Origin of the sequence: Acinetobacter sp. 148, from assembly GCF_031196675.1 — a bacterium.
GTDB classification, from domain to species: Bacteria; Pseudomonadota; Gammaproteobacteria; order Pseudomonadales; family Moraxellaceae; genus Acinetobacter; species Acinetobacter baumannii.
This window is the reverse complement of the sequence record NZ_JAVIMT010000083.1, coordinates 1-16,223: the sequence shown is the minus strand read 5'-3', so window position 1 is coordinate 16,223 and position 16,223 is coordinate 1. Positions and strand designations below refer to the sequence as shown.

Sequence of the window (16,223 nt, the reverse complement as noted above, 5' to 3'; positions counted from 1 at the left end):
GGAGAAATACCCTAAGGTTTTTTTATATCTAATTAATGATTTTTCTGTTTAGCTAAAAAACGTAACCCAACACCTGGTTCAGTAGCAATATAACGTGGCTGAATTGCGTTATCCCCCAGTTTGCTTCGCAGCTTACCCACTAAAATACGTAAATAGTGCGTATCTTCCTGATGGGTGGGTCCCCATAGCTCTTTTAAGAGCTGAGGCTGTGTTAAAAGCTGCCCTTGATAGCGCATTAATAAGGTCAAAAGTTGAAACTCTTTTCGAGTTAAAGTAATTGGCTGTTGCTCGATCCAAACTAAACGTTGCATGACATCAACCTTGAGATAACCATCGTCATACACATGAGCTTCTTGCTGAATCGGTTGATTTCTTAGAATGACACGTATGCGTGCCAGAAGCTCTTGCACACTAAAAGGCTTGGTCATGTAATCATTTGCGCCAGCATCGAGCAAAGCAACTTTTTCATATTCATCAGCACGTACAGATAGCACAATAACGGGAACATTCGACCAGCTACGTAATTCTTGAAGCACTTCTCTTCCATCTAAATCGGGTAAGCCTAAGTCTAGAATCACCAAATCAGCCCCTTGGGTTGCTAATGCCTCTAGGCCTTTGTAACCCGTTTCACAGAGCGTGGTTTTGTATTTTTGAGTTCTTAAAGCAATGTCTAAAAATTTACGGATTTGAGGCTCATCATCAATAATCACAATACGTGTTTCTACAGGTGATGTTTCTGAACTTATCATGAATTTACAACTTATTCTTTTACTGGACGAAGGGGTAATTTGATTTGAATTAAAGTACCTTTATTTTGGCGCCCTGAAAATGCTTCTATTGTACCCATATGAGCACCAATAATCGCTTTTACAATTGTTAGCCCTAAACCTGTACCGAATTTTCCACGGTCTCCACGCTCCATAGTATAAAACATATCGAAAATGCGATGTCTTTCGTCTTCAGGGATGCCTACACCTTTATCTTCAATTTCTATTTTTACTTCATCTTCTGACAAAAGATGAGTACGGATCATGACTGGCTCATCTGGAGGTGAAAAGTTTGCCGCATTTTCTAAAACATCAAAAATAGCTTGCTCTACCAGTGCTGGGTGGACATACAAACTAATCGGTTGCTCAGGTAACTGAACGACCACTTCCGTATCTGGTTTATAACGCTTTAAACGGCGGGTTGCCGAACCAATTAATTCATCCACCCCAATCCAGTCCCTTTTTAAAGTTAGACCTTCGTGTCCCAAACGGGTCATATCAAGCAAGTTTTGAATATAACGGTCTAAGCGCTCACCTTCTAAATGAATTGTTTCAAGCAGATCTTGTTGGTCTTGTTCTGTCATTTCAGCTTTAAAATTGGCAAGTGTGTCTGCTGCTCCAATAATAGAAGCGAGTGGCGAGCGTAAATCATGCGATACCGAAGATAATAAAGCAGAACGTAAGCGCTCTGTTTCACTGGTGACTTTTGCTTGTTCAAGCTCATTTACCAATTGGGTTCGAAGTGCTGCCTGTGCAATGTACTCAATTATACTTTCAGTCAATTTTTTTTGCTCAAAATTTAAGGAAACCACTTCATCCTTAAAGTAAATTCCCACTATACCTAGGCTATTTTTCTGCTCTAAAAGAGGTAAAAACCACCAGTTTGATTGACTAAGTGTATCGGTAAAACGCCCGCACGGCTGCTTGTGTTTCAAACACCATTCTGCGGCTACTTTTTCTTTATCGTTTAGCTCAATATCAGATGAAATTATTTTATCTCGAATAGAAATCCACACTTTAGTTTGAAGTTGTGTTTCTAAAGTCATACATCCTGTTTGCATGACTTCTTCAAGATTCACTGCACTAGAAAGCTTACGTGCCAAGTCTTGCATTACCGTAGTGTAGGCATTGGCAGCTTTTAAAGATAAAACTTGCTGGCGTAACTGAGAAGCCAAACGCCCAGCAATTAAAGCTGCTGCAAAAAAAGCAACAACGGTGACCACCCCTTGGTGTGCTGAAATCTGAAAGGTATAACGCGGGGCAATAAAGAAAAAATTATAGGCCAAGAAACATATTAAGGCTGCCACTACGGCAGCTAACATTCGGGTTTTCGTTGCAACAATTAAAACAGAAATAATAAAAATGACAGAGAAGTCTTCAATACCAAATAGAACTTCGGCGAAGTGAGCTATAAAAATGCTACCGCACGTCACAGCTAAAACAAAAATGCTTTCTTTTAATGATAAAAATGATGGCTTTTCAAGTTGAGTTGTCTTTTTAGTGCCTTGTTCTGGATGCAAAATGGTTAAAGCAATCGAGTTTTCTTGATTTAATAATTGCTGAGCTAAATTTTTCTTAAATAACTTTAACCACCACGGTGAAATACTTTTGCCAATCACCAGATTTGAAATACCTCGATCAACAGCGGCATCCATTAACACTGATGCAACTCGCGGCCCATATAAAACTTCAGTTCGACCACCTAGTTGTCGAGCCAACTCAAACGCACGGTCAATCTCAATATATTCTTTTTTATAAGAACTCACTGAACTCTGTCCAAAGTCCAAACTTTTAGCAACATTTACTACAGTCCATGTAGCACCATTACGTTCTGCTAAACGACAGCCTGCTCGCACTAAATATTCAGAAGAGCCTTGCCCATCTATCGCAATCATCAATTCATTTTGCAACGAGATAGACTTCAAACCTTTAGAGGCATAGCTCTCTTTTAAATCTGAATCGACATGTTCAGCAACGCATTGCATTGCCAGTTCACGTAATGCCGTTAAATTTGAAATGCTAAAAAAGCCTTGTAATGCCAGATTTGCTTGCTCTGGCACATAGACTTTTCCTTGGTGGAGCCTTTCAATGAGCTCACTGACGGGTAAATCAATTAAGCGGATGTCTCGAATACGATCAAATACCCGATCTGGTACCGTTTCATTTACTCGAATGCCCGTAATCTGGTACACCACATCATTCAGGCTTTCTAAATGTTGAATATTTATGGTCGTAAATACATCAATACCTGCGTCTAGCAATTCATTGACGTCTTGCCACCGTCGTTCATGACGACTATTTGGGACGTTGCGATGAGCCAACTCATCAACCAAAACGATTTGCGGATGCCTAAGTAAAATAGCATCCAAGTCCATTTCTTCTAAAGTATGCCCCTGATATTGCATTTCCTTTCTAGCAATCTGAGGCAACCCTTCCAAAATTTTTAGAGTTTCGATTCTTCCGTGGGTTTCAACAATACCAACAACGACATCTGTGCCCTGTTGAAATAATTCTTTGGCGCGGGCGAGCATGGCATAAGTTTTTCCTACACCAGGTGCCGCACCAAGAAAGACCGTTAGTCGACCGGCTTGATATCTGTTGACATGATTTAATAAGGCCTCAGCCTGATTTTCGCGATTGCTTTGCACTTGATATCATCCGGTAAACTAACAACTTTATTTTTAAGTTAATGTGTAGATTGTAATTGATCTAAGGCAATATTTAGCTCTAATACATTAACACGAGCTTGCCCCAATACACCAAACTGCTTCGGTTCAACATACTTTTGCAAAAGCTCTTCCACAACCTTAGGGTCTAAATGACGCGCTTGAGCCACTCTAGCAACCTGTAACTGAGCAGATTCAGGACTAATATGCGGATCAATACCACTACCAGATTTAGTCACCAAATCACTTGGTATAGGTGTATTGCCCGTGTGATCTTGTTTTTTCACAGCAAGAATCTGAGCATCAATTTGTTGCTGTAGCTCAGGATTAGTACGCGCTAAGTTTGTACCTGCCATCGCCATCGGGTCATAAGCGACTGCTGAAGGACGTGGATGAAAATAAGCCTCTCCAACAAATGGCTGAGCAACTAATTTTGACCCTAAAACTTTATGGTCTATTTCAATCAAACTACCATTTGCTTGATTTTTGAATAACACCTGTCCCGCACCTGTAGCGATCGCACTATAAATAGCACCGCAACCCACCAGAGTAAAAATTAATAATCCCAAAGATGCTCTTAAGGTCTGACCCAAATTTGCTTCTGAATTTTGTGCATAAGTTTTCATTTCAAACTCCAGATTACAAACCAAATAATTGAACAATCACTACATCAATCGCTTTGATGGCAATAAATGGTAGAACCACACCACCCACTCCATAAATCAACATATTTCGACGTAGTAACTGAGTTGCAGTTGAAGGTTTAAATTTGACGCCTCGGAGTGCGATTGGAATTAATAGCGGGATAATAATCGCGTTAAAAATTAATGCAGATAAAATCGCGCTGTTTGGACTTGCTAAGTGCATCACATTCAATACTTGCATTTGTGGAATCGCAGCAGCGAACAATGCAGGCAAGATGGCAAAGTATTTAGAGACGTCGTTTGCTAACGAAAATGTTGTTAAAGCACCACGGGTAATCAGCTGTTGTTTCCCAATCTCAATGACAGCGAGTAGTTTGGTTGGATCTGAGTCTAAATCAACCATGTTGCCGGCTTCTTTTGCAGCTTGTGTACCCGAGTTCATGGCTAGACCAATATCAGCTTGTGCTAATGCCGGCGCATCGTTGGTTCCGTCACCGACCATTGCAACTAAACGACCTCGTTGTTGTTCGGTGCGAATACAAGCCAATTTGTCTTCTGGTTTTGCTTCGGCAATATAGTCATCTACCCCTGCTTCAGCAGCAATCGCGGCCGCAGTTAATGGGTTATCACCTGTAACCATAACGGTTTTGATGCCCATTTCTCTTAAACGAGCAAAACGTTCTTTAATGCCTTGTTTAATCACATCTGAAAGCTCAATCACGCCCAATACATGATGTTGATTAGCGACGACTAAAGGTGTTGCTCCTTTTTTGGCAACTTGTTCAACACGCGCTTTTAATTCCAAATCTTGCGAATAATCTTCATCTACAAACTTTAAGATTGCATCTAATGCACCTTTACGAATTTGGTCACCATTCGGTAAATTCACGCCAGAAATTCGAGTCGAAGCACTAAAAGAGATAAATTCGGCTTGCTCAGGTTCTTGCTGTTTTAGACCTTGCTCTTTTGCTAACTTAACAATCGATTTCCCTTCTGGTGTTGGGTCGGCAAGTGAACTTATCCAAGCAGCAGCTCTCAACTCTGACTCGGTTACCGAAGTTAAGGGATAAAATGAAGTCGCTTGACGGTCACCATGAGTAATGGTCCCTGTTTTATCGAGTAAAAGCACATCAATGTCACCCGCGACTTCTACAGCTTTACCTGATTTTGCCAAAACATTGGCTTTGAGTGCACGGTTCATCCCCGCAATACCAATCGCAGGTAACAAGCCACCAATGGTTGTAGGAATCAAGCAGACCAATAACGCCACGAGCACGACTGGATCAAGTTCAATATGCAAATACTTGGCAATAAATGGCAAGCTAATCACGACAATTAAAAACGTGATTGTCATCACCATTAACAAGAAGCCAAGCGCAATCTCATTCGGAGTTTTCTGGCGATTTGAGCCTTCGACCAAAGCAATCATACGGTCTAAGAAACTCTGACCAGATTCAGCAGTCACTTGCACAACAATACGATCTGTAAGTACTTTGGTTCCGCCAATAACACCTGAACGGTCTGTTCCAGCTTCACGTAGCACAGGTGCTGACTCACCTGTAACAGCCGATTCGTTAATAGTTGCAAAGCCTTCTACAATCTCACCGTCGGCTGGAACAAGCTCACCTGCATGTACTTCAATAAAATCATTTAAATGAAGTTCGGTCGCTGCAACTTGAGTCGCTTGACGGTCTGTCAAAGAGTTAAGTCTTCGAGCCGTTAAATTTTCTCTTGCTGCACGTAATGAAGATGCCTGTCCACGACCTCTGGCCTCTGCAACAGCTTCGGCATAGTTAGCAAATAAAATGGTAATAAACAGAATTGCTGTAACCACTAAACCAAATAACAGCGTGGTGTAACCTAAGATTGTACTAATGCCTGTAACCACTGTTCCAAGCCATACAATTGCCATTACAGGGTTTTTAATTGCATGCTGTGGTAGCAGTTTCACAAATGCATTTTTCCAAACTTCAAAATTTGGCACTGCCATGGTTTGTTTATGGCTATTTACATGAGTTTGTGTATTCATTTTCACTCGCCTCCTTAGCCTTTAACCAACAAAAGTTGATCGGCAATAGGCCCAAGGACAAGAACTGGCATAAATTGTAATAAGGTAAGCAACACAACTATCGTAATCAGCGTTAAAGCAAAGGTTGGAGTTTCAACCTGAAGACTACCTGATGTTTCGGGTGCTTTTCTTTTTGGTGCTAAACGTGTGGCAATCATTAATGGCAAAATTAATGTAGGGAAACGTCCTAACAGTAGAGCGATACTACAAGTGACATTCCACCATACAGTGTTGTCTCCAAGACCTTCAAAACCTGAACCATTGTTGGCAAATGCAGAAACATATTCGTAGAACACTTGGCTAATACCATGTGGTCCCGGATTACTAATTCCAGATATGCCCGGAACGCTGAGGCTTAATGCGGTGAATGCAAGAATGACTAAAGGTTGAATCAAGATAATAATCGCGAGCAATTTAATTTCTGCTGCTTCAATCTTGCGCCCGAACAATTCAGGGGTACGGCCTGTCATTAAACCTGCAATAAATACGGCAAGTAATAGATAAATCATAAACTGTTGCAGACCACAGCCCACACCACCCCAAATCGCATTAATCAACATGTTGATGAGTTCGACTAAACCAGTAAGCGGCGCAGAAGAATCATGCATCATATTGACCGAGCCGTTATTTACCTGTGTAGTAAGCGCTGCCCAAACTGCTGATGCTGCTGGTCCAAAACGTTGTTCTTTACCTTCCATTACGGCAAGTTGAGATGCTGTCGATGACATACTCTCAGACCAGACAGCCGCTGCACCTGAAATAATCGACATGAAAAGCATGCTACCAAACACAAAGTAAGCAAACTTTTTACGCTGAGTAAAATGCCCGACAATAAAAATGACTGTGATTGGAATAAGTAAGATCGCAATCATTTCTAGTAAATTAGAAAATGGTGTTGGATTTTCTAAAGGCACAGAACTATTTGGACCGTACCAACCACCACCGTTACTACCTAATTGCTTAATCGCCACCATTGGCGCAACTGGTCCTAAAGGAATTTTTTGAGTTTCAACGCTATTGGCTTTATCAATAAGCTGTACTTCTGGCCCGCCTTGGAAAGTTGCTGGCACGCCTTGGCTGTTAAGCAATAATGACCAGACAAAACAGAGTGGAAGCAAAAAGCGAACTGTAGGACGAATTACATCTGCCCAATAATTACCAATTAAAATTTGATCTGGCTGCTCGGCAACATCGGCCGCAATATGGCTTGGACGCTGATAAAAGAAAGCTCTTAATGTCGCAATAACCAAAGCCAGCCCCATCATTGGAGTAATGACTTGCAAACCTACAATACCTGTCATTTGCGACAAATAAGATAATTGAGCTTGACCAGAATAATGCTGTTGATTGGTATTAGTTAAAAATGAAATAACCGTATGTAATGCTAAATCCCAACTCATATTTGGTGCATGGTTCGGGTTTAATGGTAGCCATGCTTGCGTCATAAAAATAGCAAGAATAGCCACTGCAAGAAAAATACAGCTCACAACAAATGCTAGAGAATATTGTTTCCAGTTCATTTGTTGTTGTGGAGATATACCTAACAAGCGATATACAGGATTTTCAATCCAGCGAAATAATCCATCACCCCACATCGGCTGACTTGCCATCACTTTGGATAGATATTTACTGAGGCACCATGCTAGAAAAATAGCAATAAATAAAACAAGTATAAGTTCTAACATGGCTATTCTCCTCTATACCCCTTGTTGGCTTGATTTGCCAAACTGGAAATAAGGAGAGATGGAGAAATATCATTTGTTTTAAGTCCGCATAAGACAATGCCAGACTGATGCAAGATGCGCATTTGAGAATTTATAAGCATCTTTATTGTCCTGAAATAACACTAATTTAGTGGATTTCAGTATGGATAAAATGCTCGTAAATTCTCTATTGAGGAACTCAAAGGCCGCGTAAATTTTGCGTAAAAATCTAGTTTGAAAGCTTTTAAACTTTAAAATTGACGACCGGATAAAGCGGACTATCAACCTTTAAACTTTCACAATGCCAAAGCTCATATAAAGGGATTTTGACATCGAGTGCTAAAGGTAGTTTTTTAGAATTAAATTGCATATGGTCGAGATCACTTCCCCATGCAATCAAATCTACATCTAAAGAAATATGATGCGACGGACGAACACGTCCAGAATCTGTCTCAAGTTTTTTGAGAAAAGATTCAATTTGTTCACAGGCTAAAGTACTTCTTAATAGACATGCTGAATTCCAGTAATCATCTCCAATACCATCTCGGCATGGAATTTGATAAACAGATGAAAACTGCACTTTCCCCAAAGTTGCTAATTGCGTATAAGCAAAAGTAAAGTGCTGATCTGCGTCTAAATTACTCGCTAGGGCGAGCGCAAAAATTGTTTCTGGTGCGTTCAAGACGAATTCCTACAGCGTTTGCTTCTGCAATGATGGCTGGCTTACGGATGGTTATGGTAATTTTTTCAATTGTTGGAAAGGTTTCAAACAAACATTGCAGAACGAGATGTGCTGCATGCTCGATTAATTCGGGCTTAGCTTTCTGAATGGTTTGAGCCGATAACTCACAAATCTGGGCATAGTTGAGTGTATCCTCAAGCTTGTCAGACGCTGCAGCTCGGCTCAAATCATTATGGATGGTTAAATCCAACATTAAAGGTTGAATGATTTGTCTTTCCCAGTTGAAACAGCCAATCACTGTCTCAACCTTCAAGCCTTCAATAATAATGGCATCCATAAATTTAAACTGACCTTAGTGCTTTAACAACGAAGCAGGTTCCATATTTTGAACCATTTTCAAACGTTGGTCTGCATAAATATCAGTATAAGGTGCGAGTACGCGCATAAAACGATCGAAATAAAGCATTTGCTTAAATAATAAGGCAAAATCTCGAGGGAATTTAATACCATGACGCTCACCAACAGCTACCATATCCATCATGATGTCGTTTAAATCGGCTGGATTAGAAGCCAAAATCTGCTGTGGATCGGCCATTAACACACCATTAAATAAACGCTCTAGGTCTTGTGCTAAAACCTGAACGTCAATTTTATTATGGGTCATACCCATTTTGAGCATGTTTTCAGCCATTGCCTGATAATCAGTTTTTTGTAAAGCATCCATAAATGCAATACATGCTGTCCAAACTTCCGGCTTTAACTGCCCTACAATACCGAAATCAATAAAACCAACACGGCCATCTTCAAGCAGCATTAGATTTCCAGCATGTAAGTCCGCATGGAAGCTCTTGCATAGCATTAAGCTACCAAACCATGTGTTCATGGCAGTAATGAGTACTTGCGATGGATCTTTAGCATATTGTTTAACCACGCTAAAGTCTGTCAAAGGGACCCCATATAAACGCTGCATGGTCAAAACACGGCGCGTAGAAAACTGATGATAAACTTTAGGTGCAGTAGCAGCTTGGTTTTGGGAAATATTTAAATATTCCACAAAGTCATCTAAATTTTGTGCTTCTTCAATGAAATCGACTTCACGCACCATACGGGTTTTAATTTCATCAACAATTTCAGAAAGAGCGGCAAATTTAATTTTAGGTACCGCACGTTCAAGTAATTTAGCGGCCCAATGCACCACATTTAGGTCAGTGTACAAAATGGTTTCAACGCCCGGTTTTTGTACTTTAATAACGACATCTTCACCAGTAGTTAGTTTAGCCGCATGAACCTGAGCAATTGAGGCAGAAGCTAGTGGTGTTTCATCGATATAACTAAAAATCTGGCTTAAATCACGCCCTTCAAACTCAGACGCAAGTACACCTTGAATATAGCTAAAAGGTAAAGTTGGGGTCTGGTCTAAACAGCCTTGGAATTCTTCTACATACTCACGTGGGAATAGCGATGGGGTACTCGCGATAAACTGACCAAGCTTAATATATGTTGAGCCAAGCGACTCAAAAGTCTCACGCATAAGTTTGGCATTACTTGGCTTATCAGTTGCATACTTAATACCGGCTTTAGCCGCAACTACTGCGGTTTCACCGATGCGGGCAACAGAGCGCAATCCATCAAATAAAATATTTTTTTTCATATTTCTTTAAAACCAGAATATTCAAATCAAGTGTAGCAAATTTTGGTTTATTTGCTGATTAGCTTGCCTGACAAAGTGGACAATTTATGTCTTTATCAAAATTAACAATACGTTGCATCATATTTAACCCATCCCAAAGTAACAGTTTTTGTTTTAGCGGCGTTCTGTTTAGTCCTAAATACAATAAAGTGTGATGTGCTTGTAATGACGCAATCATTACAGGTGTAGTCGCAAGCACACCAGATTCCGCACATCGCAGCCCTTCATTGGCATGTTGTTCTTTCGGGAACAAACATTCATAACAAGCTGAATCACCTTCAACCATAAACATTTGCGCCTGAAAACCAATTGCAGAAGCGCTAATTAATGCGACTTGATGCTTTTTACAAGCTGCATTCACTAAATAACGCGTTGTAAAGTTATCACAGCCATCTAAAACGACGTCTTGATGTTCAACTAGTTTATCAATGTTATGTTCGTCTAAACGTTCGTTAAAGTATTCAACACAGATATAAGGGTTAATTTTCTGTAACCGTTTAGCTAAAACTTCAGCTTTATAACGTCCAATATCTTCATGACCAAATGCGATTTGACGTTGTAAATTACTTATCTCAATGGTATCTGCATCAATGAGGGTAATTTTCCCAACTCCTGCTCGTGCAAGTAGTTCCGCGCTACTACAACCTATTCCGCCAGCACCGACAATTAATACATTGGCGAGTTTAAGTTTTTCCTGAGCTTCAATATCCCATCCATCAAGTAAAATCTGACGGCTATAGAGATGCATTTCTTCATCACTTAACTCTACAAAATCGATATCTTGAAGCTCGGTCACACGTTAATCCTTTCACTTAGAAGCCAAGTGATTTTATGACTAAGTTCGTCATTAGGAAAGCTATAAAATGGAAACAACTTTTTTATTCGGTTAATCCCCTATTACATTACTTCTCACATGCTTTCTGCAACAATAGAGCTATCCCTTTTCTGTATTACTTAGGCTAAGAATAAAGGGAAATTCTAAATATTTCCCTTTGTTCAAATTAGCTTGCGTAGGCTTGCTGCATTTTTGCAATTTCTTGCTGCTTCAACAGTCCTCTTTGAATTTTTCCGCTCGTGGTTTTCGGTAGACTGTCCACAAACTCAATTTCCTTTGGATAAGCATGACGAGATAAACGGTTACGAACATATTGCTGTAACTTATCTTTTAATGTTTCACACGCTTGATAAGCAGGCTTAAGTACCACAAAAGCTTTGACTATTTCGGTTCGTTCCGGATCTGGCTTACCAATTACTGCTGACTCTAATACGGCCTCACACTCTAATAAAGTACTTTCAACATCAAATGGTCCAACTCTATAGCCCGAAGTTGTAATGACATCGTCAGCACGACCCACAAAATTAATGCCCCCATGTTCGTTTAAAGTGACCGTGTCACCAGTTAAATAGTATTTGCCAACAAAGGCTTTGCGATTATTGCCACCATAACCTTTAAACCACATCAATGGAGATTGCTCCGAGTCCATTGCCAAAATACCAACACCACCAGTTGGCAATTCTTGATAATTTTGGTCTAACACCGCAAAACGATGTCCAGGTATTGCAAAACCAGCTGAACCTACTTTTAATGGATGCTCAAGAGCATGATGATTTGCAATCACCATCCCTAGCTCAGTTTGGCCATATTGATCAAAAATATTGACCTCTAAATCCTGCTTAAACCAGTTCACAACCTCAGGAGTTAATGGCTCACCTGCACTGCTCACTACGCGTAAATGTTGTTTAATTGAAGGGTCAAATTTTTCCTTAAAACCAAAGAACATGCGAAATGCTGTAGGCGATCCTGTTAAATTACTTACTTTATATTTTTTAATTAATTCTATTGCCTGATCTACATTAAATGAACGCTCATCCATAATAATGCTATGCCCCAAGCTTAAAGGCCCGGTAATGCCATAATACAATCCATACGCCCAGCCCGGATCTGCCAGATTCCAGAACATATCCTCTTCACGCAAATCGACAGCATGAGTCATATAACCTTTAAATGCCAAAATTGCTTTTAGTGGAACAGGTACAGACTTCGCAAGTCCAGTTGTGCCTGAGGTAAACATCATTAAAAAGTCATCATCAAAGCTACGATTTACTGGCTCACATTGCTCAGAATATCGTTGTAAAGATTGCCAAAAATCAAAGTCATGCTCAGATAAAAGACCTGTTTGATGAACAGTTACAATAACTGGAACATTCAAGGTATTCAGTTTAGGGCGCTGTTCATCATTGGTCACAATCAATTTAGTTTGAACGGTCGTAATTCGGTGATCAATCGATTTTGCTTCAAAGGCAGTAAATAAAGGCTGATAAATAGCGCCTATACGCCATGCTGCCAAAATTGTAATTAATAACTCAGGCGTTCTTGGTAGAAGTCCTGCAATACAATCTCCAGCTTGAATTCCTTGTGCTTTAAAGAAGTTAGCAAGTTTTCCAGAAAGTTCAGCAAGTTGTTCGAACGTATAGTGCTCTGCCTGCCCGTTTTTTCCTTCCCAGATAAGCGCTGTTTTATTTTTTCCTACATAACGCTCACAGCACTCAACATAAGCATTTATTGCTTGGGGATGCCCAACAAGTTGCTCTTCGATGAGCCTTGTAAGATCAAATTGCTGATAAGCTTCTGCCAAAGTTTTCATGATGCTCACCTTCATTCCGTTTGATGATTGATTTTGTGTAAGGCCACAAAATCTGTCCTGACTGTTATTGTTTTAGCTAAAGCTTGAAGAATATTTCTTCAACTTTTCCATCTATTTCAAACAAAACTAATAGCAAAAATGCATCATTTCAATTGCAAGAAACCGCACATAGTGTGCGGCTTCTTGCAGTTTTAAGTTTAAAAACTCAACACCTTATGATCTAAACTTGAGCCACTTCACGAGCAATCACCAAGCGCTGAATATCAGAAGCACCTTCATAAATCTGGCTTACACGAACATCCCGATAAATTCTCTCAACAGGGAAATCACTGACGTATCCATAACCGCCATGAATCTGGATTGCATCCGAACATACTCGCTCAGCCATAGTTGATGCAAAGAGTTTCGCCATTGAGGCCTCTTTTAAACAAGGTAGTCCCGCATCTTTTAAAGTTGCAGCATGCAATACTAGCTGATGCGCCGCTTCAATCTGAGTTGCCATATCGGCTAAGCGAAAACCAACCGCCTGATGCTGAACCAGCTCTACACCAAAGGCCTTACGTTCATTTGCGTATTGCACGGCTGCATCAAAAGCCGCTCTTGCCATACCGACAGATTGAGCCGCAATACCAATACGTCCAGCTGCTAAATTAGATAGCGCAATTTTATAACCTTCACCTTCTTGTCCCACCAAATTTTCTAAAGGAATCCGGCAGTCCTCTAACGTAATGGTTGCGGTGTCCGAAGCATGTTGACCCATTTTGTCTTCAATACGAGTCACCAAATAGCCTTGTGTATTCGTGGGTACAAGAAAACACGAAATTCCTTTTTTGCCAGCCTGTTTATCTGTAACCGCAAATACCAAAGCCACTTGAGCATTTTTACCACTGGTAATAAATTGCTTTACGCCATTGAGAATCCAATGGTCGCCATCTCGCTCGGCTTTACATAAAATCGCGCTCGCATCGGAACCGACATGTGGCTCAGTTAAACAAAAGCATCCTAGCCATTCGCCAGAGGCAAATTTTGGCAAATAGGTTTGTTTTTGCTGTTCTGAACCGTATGCCAGTGTAATACCGCAAATCAAAGAGTTTTGTACGCTTACGATTGTCGAAATAGCACCATCGCCTGCGGCAATTTCCTCAATTGCGAGTACCAAAGATACATAATCCATTCCGGCACCGCCCCATTCATCGGGCACAGTCATCCCCATAGCGCCTAGGGCGCCTAAGTCTTTTAGTTCCTGAGCCGGAAATTCATGGGTCTTATCGCGATGTGCAGCAGTTGGTTTTAACTGATTTTGCGCATAGTTACGCATCATCTCCTGAACCATACTTTGTTCAGCATTTAGAATCATTTCAACATCCTTATTTTATTATTTTGCTGCCATGCGAATTGCACCATCTAAACGGATGACTTCACCATTTAAGTAAGAGTTTTCAGCAATATGGGCAACCAAACGAGCAAACTCTTCTGGTTTTCCTAAACGAGATGGGTACGGCACCATTTGCCCCAAAGCATCTTGTACATTTTGTGGCATACCCTTAAGCATTGGAGTTTCCATAATTCCCGGTGCAATGGTCATAATACGAATGGCATGTCGTGCTAGCTCACGAGCAATCGGCAAAGTCATCGCCACAATAGCGCCTTTTGATGCAGAATAAGCTGCCTGTCCAATTTGACCGTCAAATGCTGCAACAGAAGCAGTGTTCACAATGATGCCACGGTCCTCTTCACCTTCTTCAACCGTGTTTTTGCTCATTGCATCTGCTGCAAAACGCAACATGTTAAATGTACCTGTGACATTAATATTTAAAGTCTTTGCAAATAACCCCAAGTCATGAACGCCCTCACGGCCAACTACTTTTGCAGAAGGGCCAATACCGGCACAATTAACCAAACCATGCAAATGACCATGTTTAACCAACACATCTTTAAAGAACTGCTCAGCAGCTGCTTCATCGGTTACATCAAGTTTTACAAAGTCAGCTTTTGGTCCTAACTGTTTCGCCTGCTGCTCACCTGCTTCTACATTCATGTCTACTAATGTGACTGAGGCACCCTGCTTTACTAAATATTCAGCCGTTGCAGCTCCTAAACCAGAGCCACCACCTGTAATCACGAAATGTTTTCCTTGAATTTTCATTATGTAATGTCCTATAGAAATGTTCTTTAAGCTTAGTAGTGAGAGTAAAAGTTGTTTTTTTCCGATACAATTTCAAAAAACCTCAAAATGCTTGCAGCTTTTGATCAATCCAAATTTTGAATATGAAATATTTCACTTGAAATACGTAAAAAATGAGTCTTTGTCATGGTTGTCCAATCTTCTTTAAGTAAAGGAACAATTTCGATTGCACTGGTACATGAAGCATTAAGTGCGGCTTATGCTAAAGGACTAAATACTCAAATTATTTTGAATAAAGCTGGCATTCCTGCTGAATTATTTATGACACCTAAAGCGCGTGTTCCGGTAGCAACATATGCACAATTATGGATAGAGCTTGCCAATGCCATGGATGACGAGTTTTTTGGCATGGATAGTCACCCTATGCGCCGTGGTAGTTATAAATTACTTACAAAACTCGTCAGTACGGCTGAAACTTTAGAAAAAGCACTCTACGATATTTTGAAGTTTTTTAATTTTGTGCTTGACGATATACGAGGAGAACTCATTCGAGAACAAGAAAAAGCTTATTTGGTGATTCATGATCAAGAACAACCCAAACGTATGTTTACCTACGCAACCTTTTTAATGTTGGTACATGGGCTTATGTGTTGGTTAGTTGATCAAAGAATTAGTTTAAACAGTATTGCGGTACGTTGTCCAAAACCGAACGATATTCAAGATTATTTGGTACGCTTTTGTGAAGATATAGACTTTAATGCCGAGATAAATCAGATTGAATTTGATGCGCACTATTTAGATATAAAAATTAAAAAAGATAAAAAAGCGCTTTACGATTTTTTAGAGCAAACTCCACAAAATCTTTTAGTTCGCTTTAAAAATGAAAATGCATTAAGTGTTGTTATTCGGCGTCATTTATTGAAACTTCACCCAGCCGAATGGCCTGAACTCAAAGATGTCGCACAGCAGCTCAATATTTCAGAAGCTACCGTTCAACGCCGACTTAAACATGAAGGAGTGAGTTATCAACAAATCAAAAATGAAATTCGCTGTGATATTGCAATTGAACGTTTAAGCAAAAGCAATGATTCAATACAAGACATTAGTGAAGACTTAAATTTCCATGACCCGAGTGCATTTCACCGTGCTTTTAAAAAATGGACAGGTGTTAGCCCCGGCGCTTATCGGGAAGCAACCCTTAACTCTAGAGCTGAGCCTGTAAATTATTTTGTG

At 40.2% G+C, this 16,223-nt stretch carries 13 protein-coding genes; 1 reads left to right on the top strand and 12 read right to left on the bottom strand.

Annotated features, from left to right (window positions below; genetic code table 11):
• Positions 1-32 precede the first annotated feature (32 nt).
• From RFX69_RS14960 to RFX69_RS14905, 12 genes are all read right to left on the bottom strand, one after another.
• On the bottom strand, positions 33-749 hold the full coding sequence (locus tag RFX69_RS14960) for a response regulator (protein WP_245148946.1): 717 nt from the start codon (positions 747-749) through the stop codon (positions 33-35).
• Between the two features lie 11 nt (positions 750-760).
• Positions 761-3,415 (bottom strand): sensor histidine kinase KdpD, encoded by a 2,655-nt coding sequence (locus tag RFX69_RS14955; protein ID WP_309169482.1) that lies wholly within the window; start codon positions 3,413-3,415, stop codon positions 761-763.
• A gap of 38 nt (positions 3,416-3,453) precedes the next feature.
• Positions 3,454-4,059, bottom strand: a complete 606-nt coding sequence (gene kdpC / locus RFX69_RS14950) for a potassium-transporting ATPase subunit KdpC (RefSeq protein ID WP_005128362.1) — start codon at positions 4,057-4,059, stop codon at positions 3,454-3,456.
• Between the two features lie 13 nt (positions 4,060-4,072).
• Positions 4,073-6,112 carry a potassium-transporting ATPase subunit KdpB gene (kdpB, locus tag RFX69_RS14945; protein WP_162283358.1) on the bottom strand — a complete coding sequence of 680 codons (2,040 nt, stop codon included), beginning with the start codon at positions 6,110-6,112 and terminating at the stop codon, positions 4,073-4,075.
• Positions 6,113-6,120: 8 nt separating this feature from the next.
• Positions 6,121-7,830 (bottom strand): potassium-transporting ATPase subunit KdpA, encoded by a 1,710-nt coding sequence (gene kdpA, locus RFX69_RS14940; protein ID WP_162283359.1) that lies wholly within the window; start codon positions 7,828-7,830, stop codon positions 6,121-6,123.
• A gap of 262 nt (positions 7,831-8,092) precedes the next feature.
• Complete coding sequence (locus RFX69_RS14935) at positions 8,093-8,530, bottom strand: 2-amino-4-hydroxy-6-hydroxymethyldihydropteridine diphosphokinase (RefSeq protein WP_000993407.1); 438 nt, start codon at positions 8,528-8,530, stop codon at positions 8,093-8,095.
• Positions 8,487-8,867, bottom strand: a complete 381-nt coding sequence (folB, locus tag RFX69_RS14930) for a dihydroneopterin aldolase (protein ID WP_000338779.1) — start codon at positions 8,865-8,867, stop codon at positions 8,487-8,489. Before folB ends, RFX69_RS14935 begins: the two co-directional genes overlap by 44 nt.
• A 15-nt stretch (positions 8,868-8,882) precedes the next feature.
• Complete coding sequence (locus tag RFX69_RS14925) at positions 8,883-10,181, bottom strand: AarF/ABC1/UbiB kinase family protein (protein WP_002132053.1); 1,299 nt, start codon at positions 10,179-10,181, stop codon at positions 8,883-8,885.
• 58 nt (positions 10,182-10,239) lie between these two features.
• Positions 10,240-11,016, bottom strand: coding sequence for a HesA/MoeB/ThiF family protein (locus tag RFX69_RS14920; protein ID WP_000137898.1), 777 nt, complete (start codon positions 11,014-11,016; stop codon positions 10,240-10,242).
• Between the two features lie 205 nt (positions 11,017-11,221).
• Positions 11,222-12,865 (bottom strand): AMP-binding protein, encoded by a 1,644-nt coding sequence (locus RFX69_RS14915; protein WP_032009759.1) that lies wholly within the window; start codon positions 12,863-12,865, stop codon positions 11,222-11,224.
• 220 nt (positions 12,866-13,085) lie between these two features.
• Positions 13,086-14,222 carry an acyl-CoA dehydrogenase family protein gene (locus RFX69_RS14910; protein ID WP_000602459.1) on the bottom strand — a complete coding sequence of 379 codons (1,137 nt, stop codon included), beginning with the start codon at positions 14,220-14,222 and terminating at the stop codon, positions 13,086-13,088.
• Between the two features lie 18 nt (positions 14,223-14,240).
• Positions 14,241-15,011, bottom strand: coding sequence for a 3-hydroxyacyl-CoA dehydrogenase (locus RFX69_RS14905; protein WP_000701535.1), 771 nt, complete (start codon positions 15,009-15,011; stop codon positions 14,241-14,243).
• A gap of 165 nt (positions 15,012-15,176) precedes the next feature.
• Between RFX69_RS14905 and RFX69_RS14900 the strand changes: the two genes are divergently transcribed.
• Positions 15,177-16,223 (top strand): AraC family transcriptional regulator (locus tag RFX69_RS14900; protein WP_289332478.1); only part of this gene is annotated, 1,047 nt, incomplete at its 3' end.

Coding starts and splice junctions, on each gene's coding strand:
- RFX69_RS14905 (WP_000701535.1), bottom strand. CDS start 15,011: ATGAAAATTCAAGGAAAACATTTCGTGATTACAGGTGGTGGCTCTGGT.
- RFX69_RS14925 (WP_002132053.1), bottom strand. CDS start 10,181: ATGAAAAAAAATATTTTATTTGATGGATTGCGCTCTGTTGCCCGCATC.
- kdpC (WP_005128362.1), bottom strand. CDS start 4,059: ATGAAAACTTATGCACAAAATTCAGAAGCAAATTTGGGTCAGACCTTA.
- RFX69_RS14910 (WP_000602459.1), bottom strand. CDS start 14,222: ATGATTCTAAATGCTGAACAAAGTATGGTTCAGGAGATGATGCGTAAC.
- RFX69_RS14915 (WP_032009759.1), bottom strand. CDS start 12,865: ATGAAAACTTTGGCAGAAGCTTATCAGCAATTTGATCTTACAAGGCTC.
- RFX69_RS14960 (WP_245148946.1), bottom strand. CDS start 749: ATGATAAGTTCAGAAACATCACCTGTAGAAACACGTATTGTGATTATT.
- folB (WP_000338779.1), bottom strand. CDS start 8,867: ATGGATGCCATTATTATTGAAGGCTTGAAGGTTGAGACAGTGATTGGC.
- kdpA (WP_162283359.1), bottom strand. CDS start 7,830: ATGTTAGAACTTATACTTGTTTTATTTATTGCTATTTTTCTAGCATGG.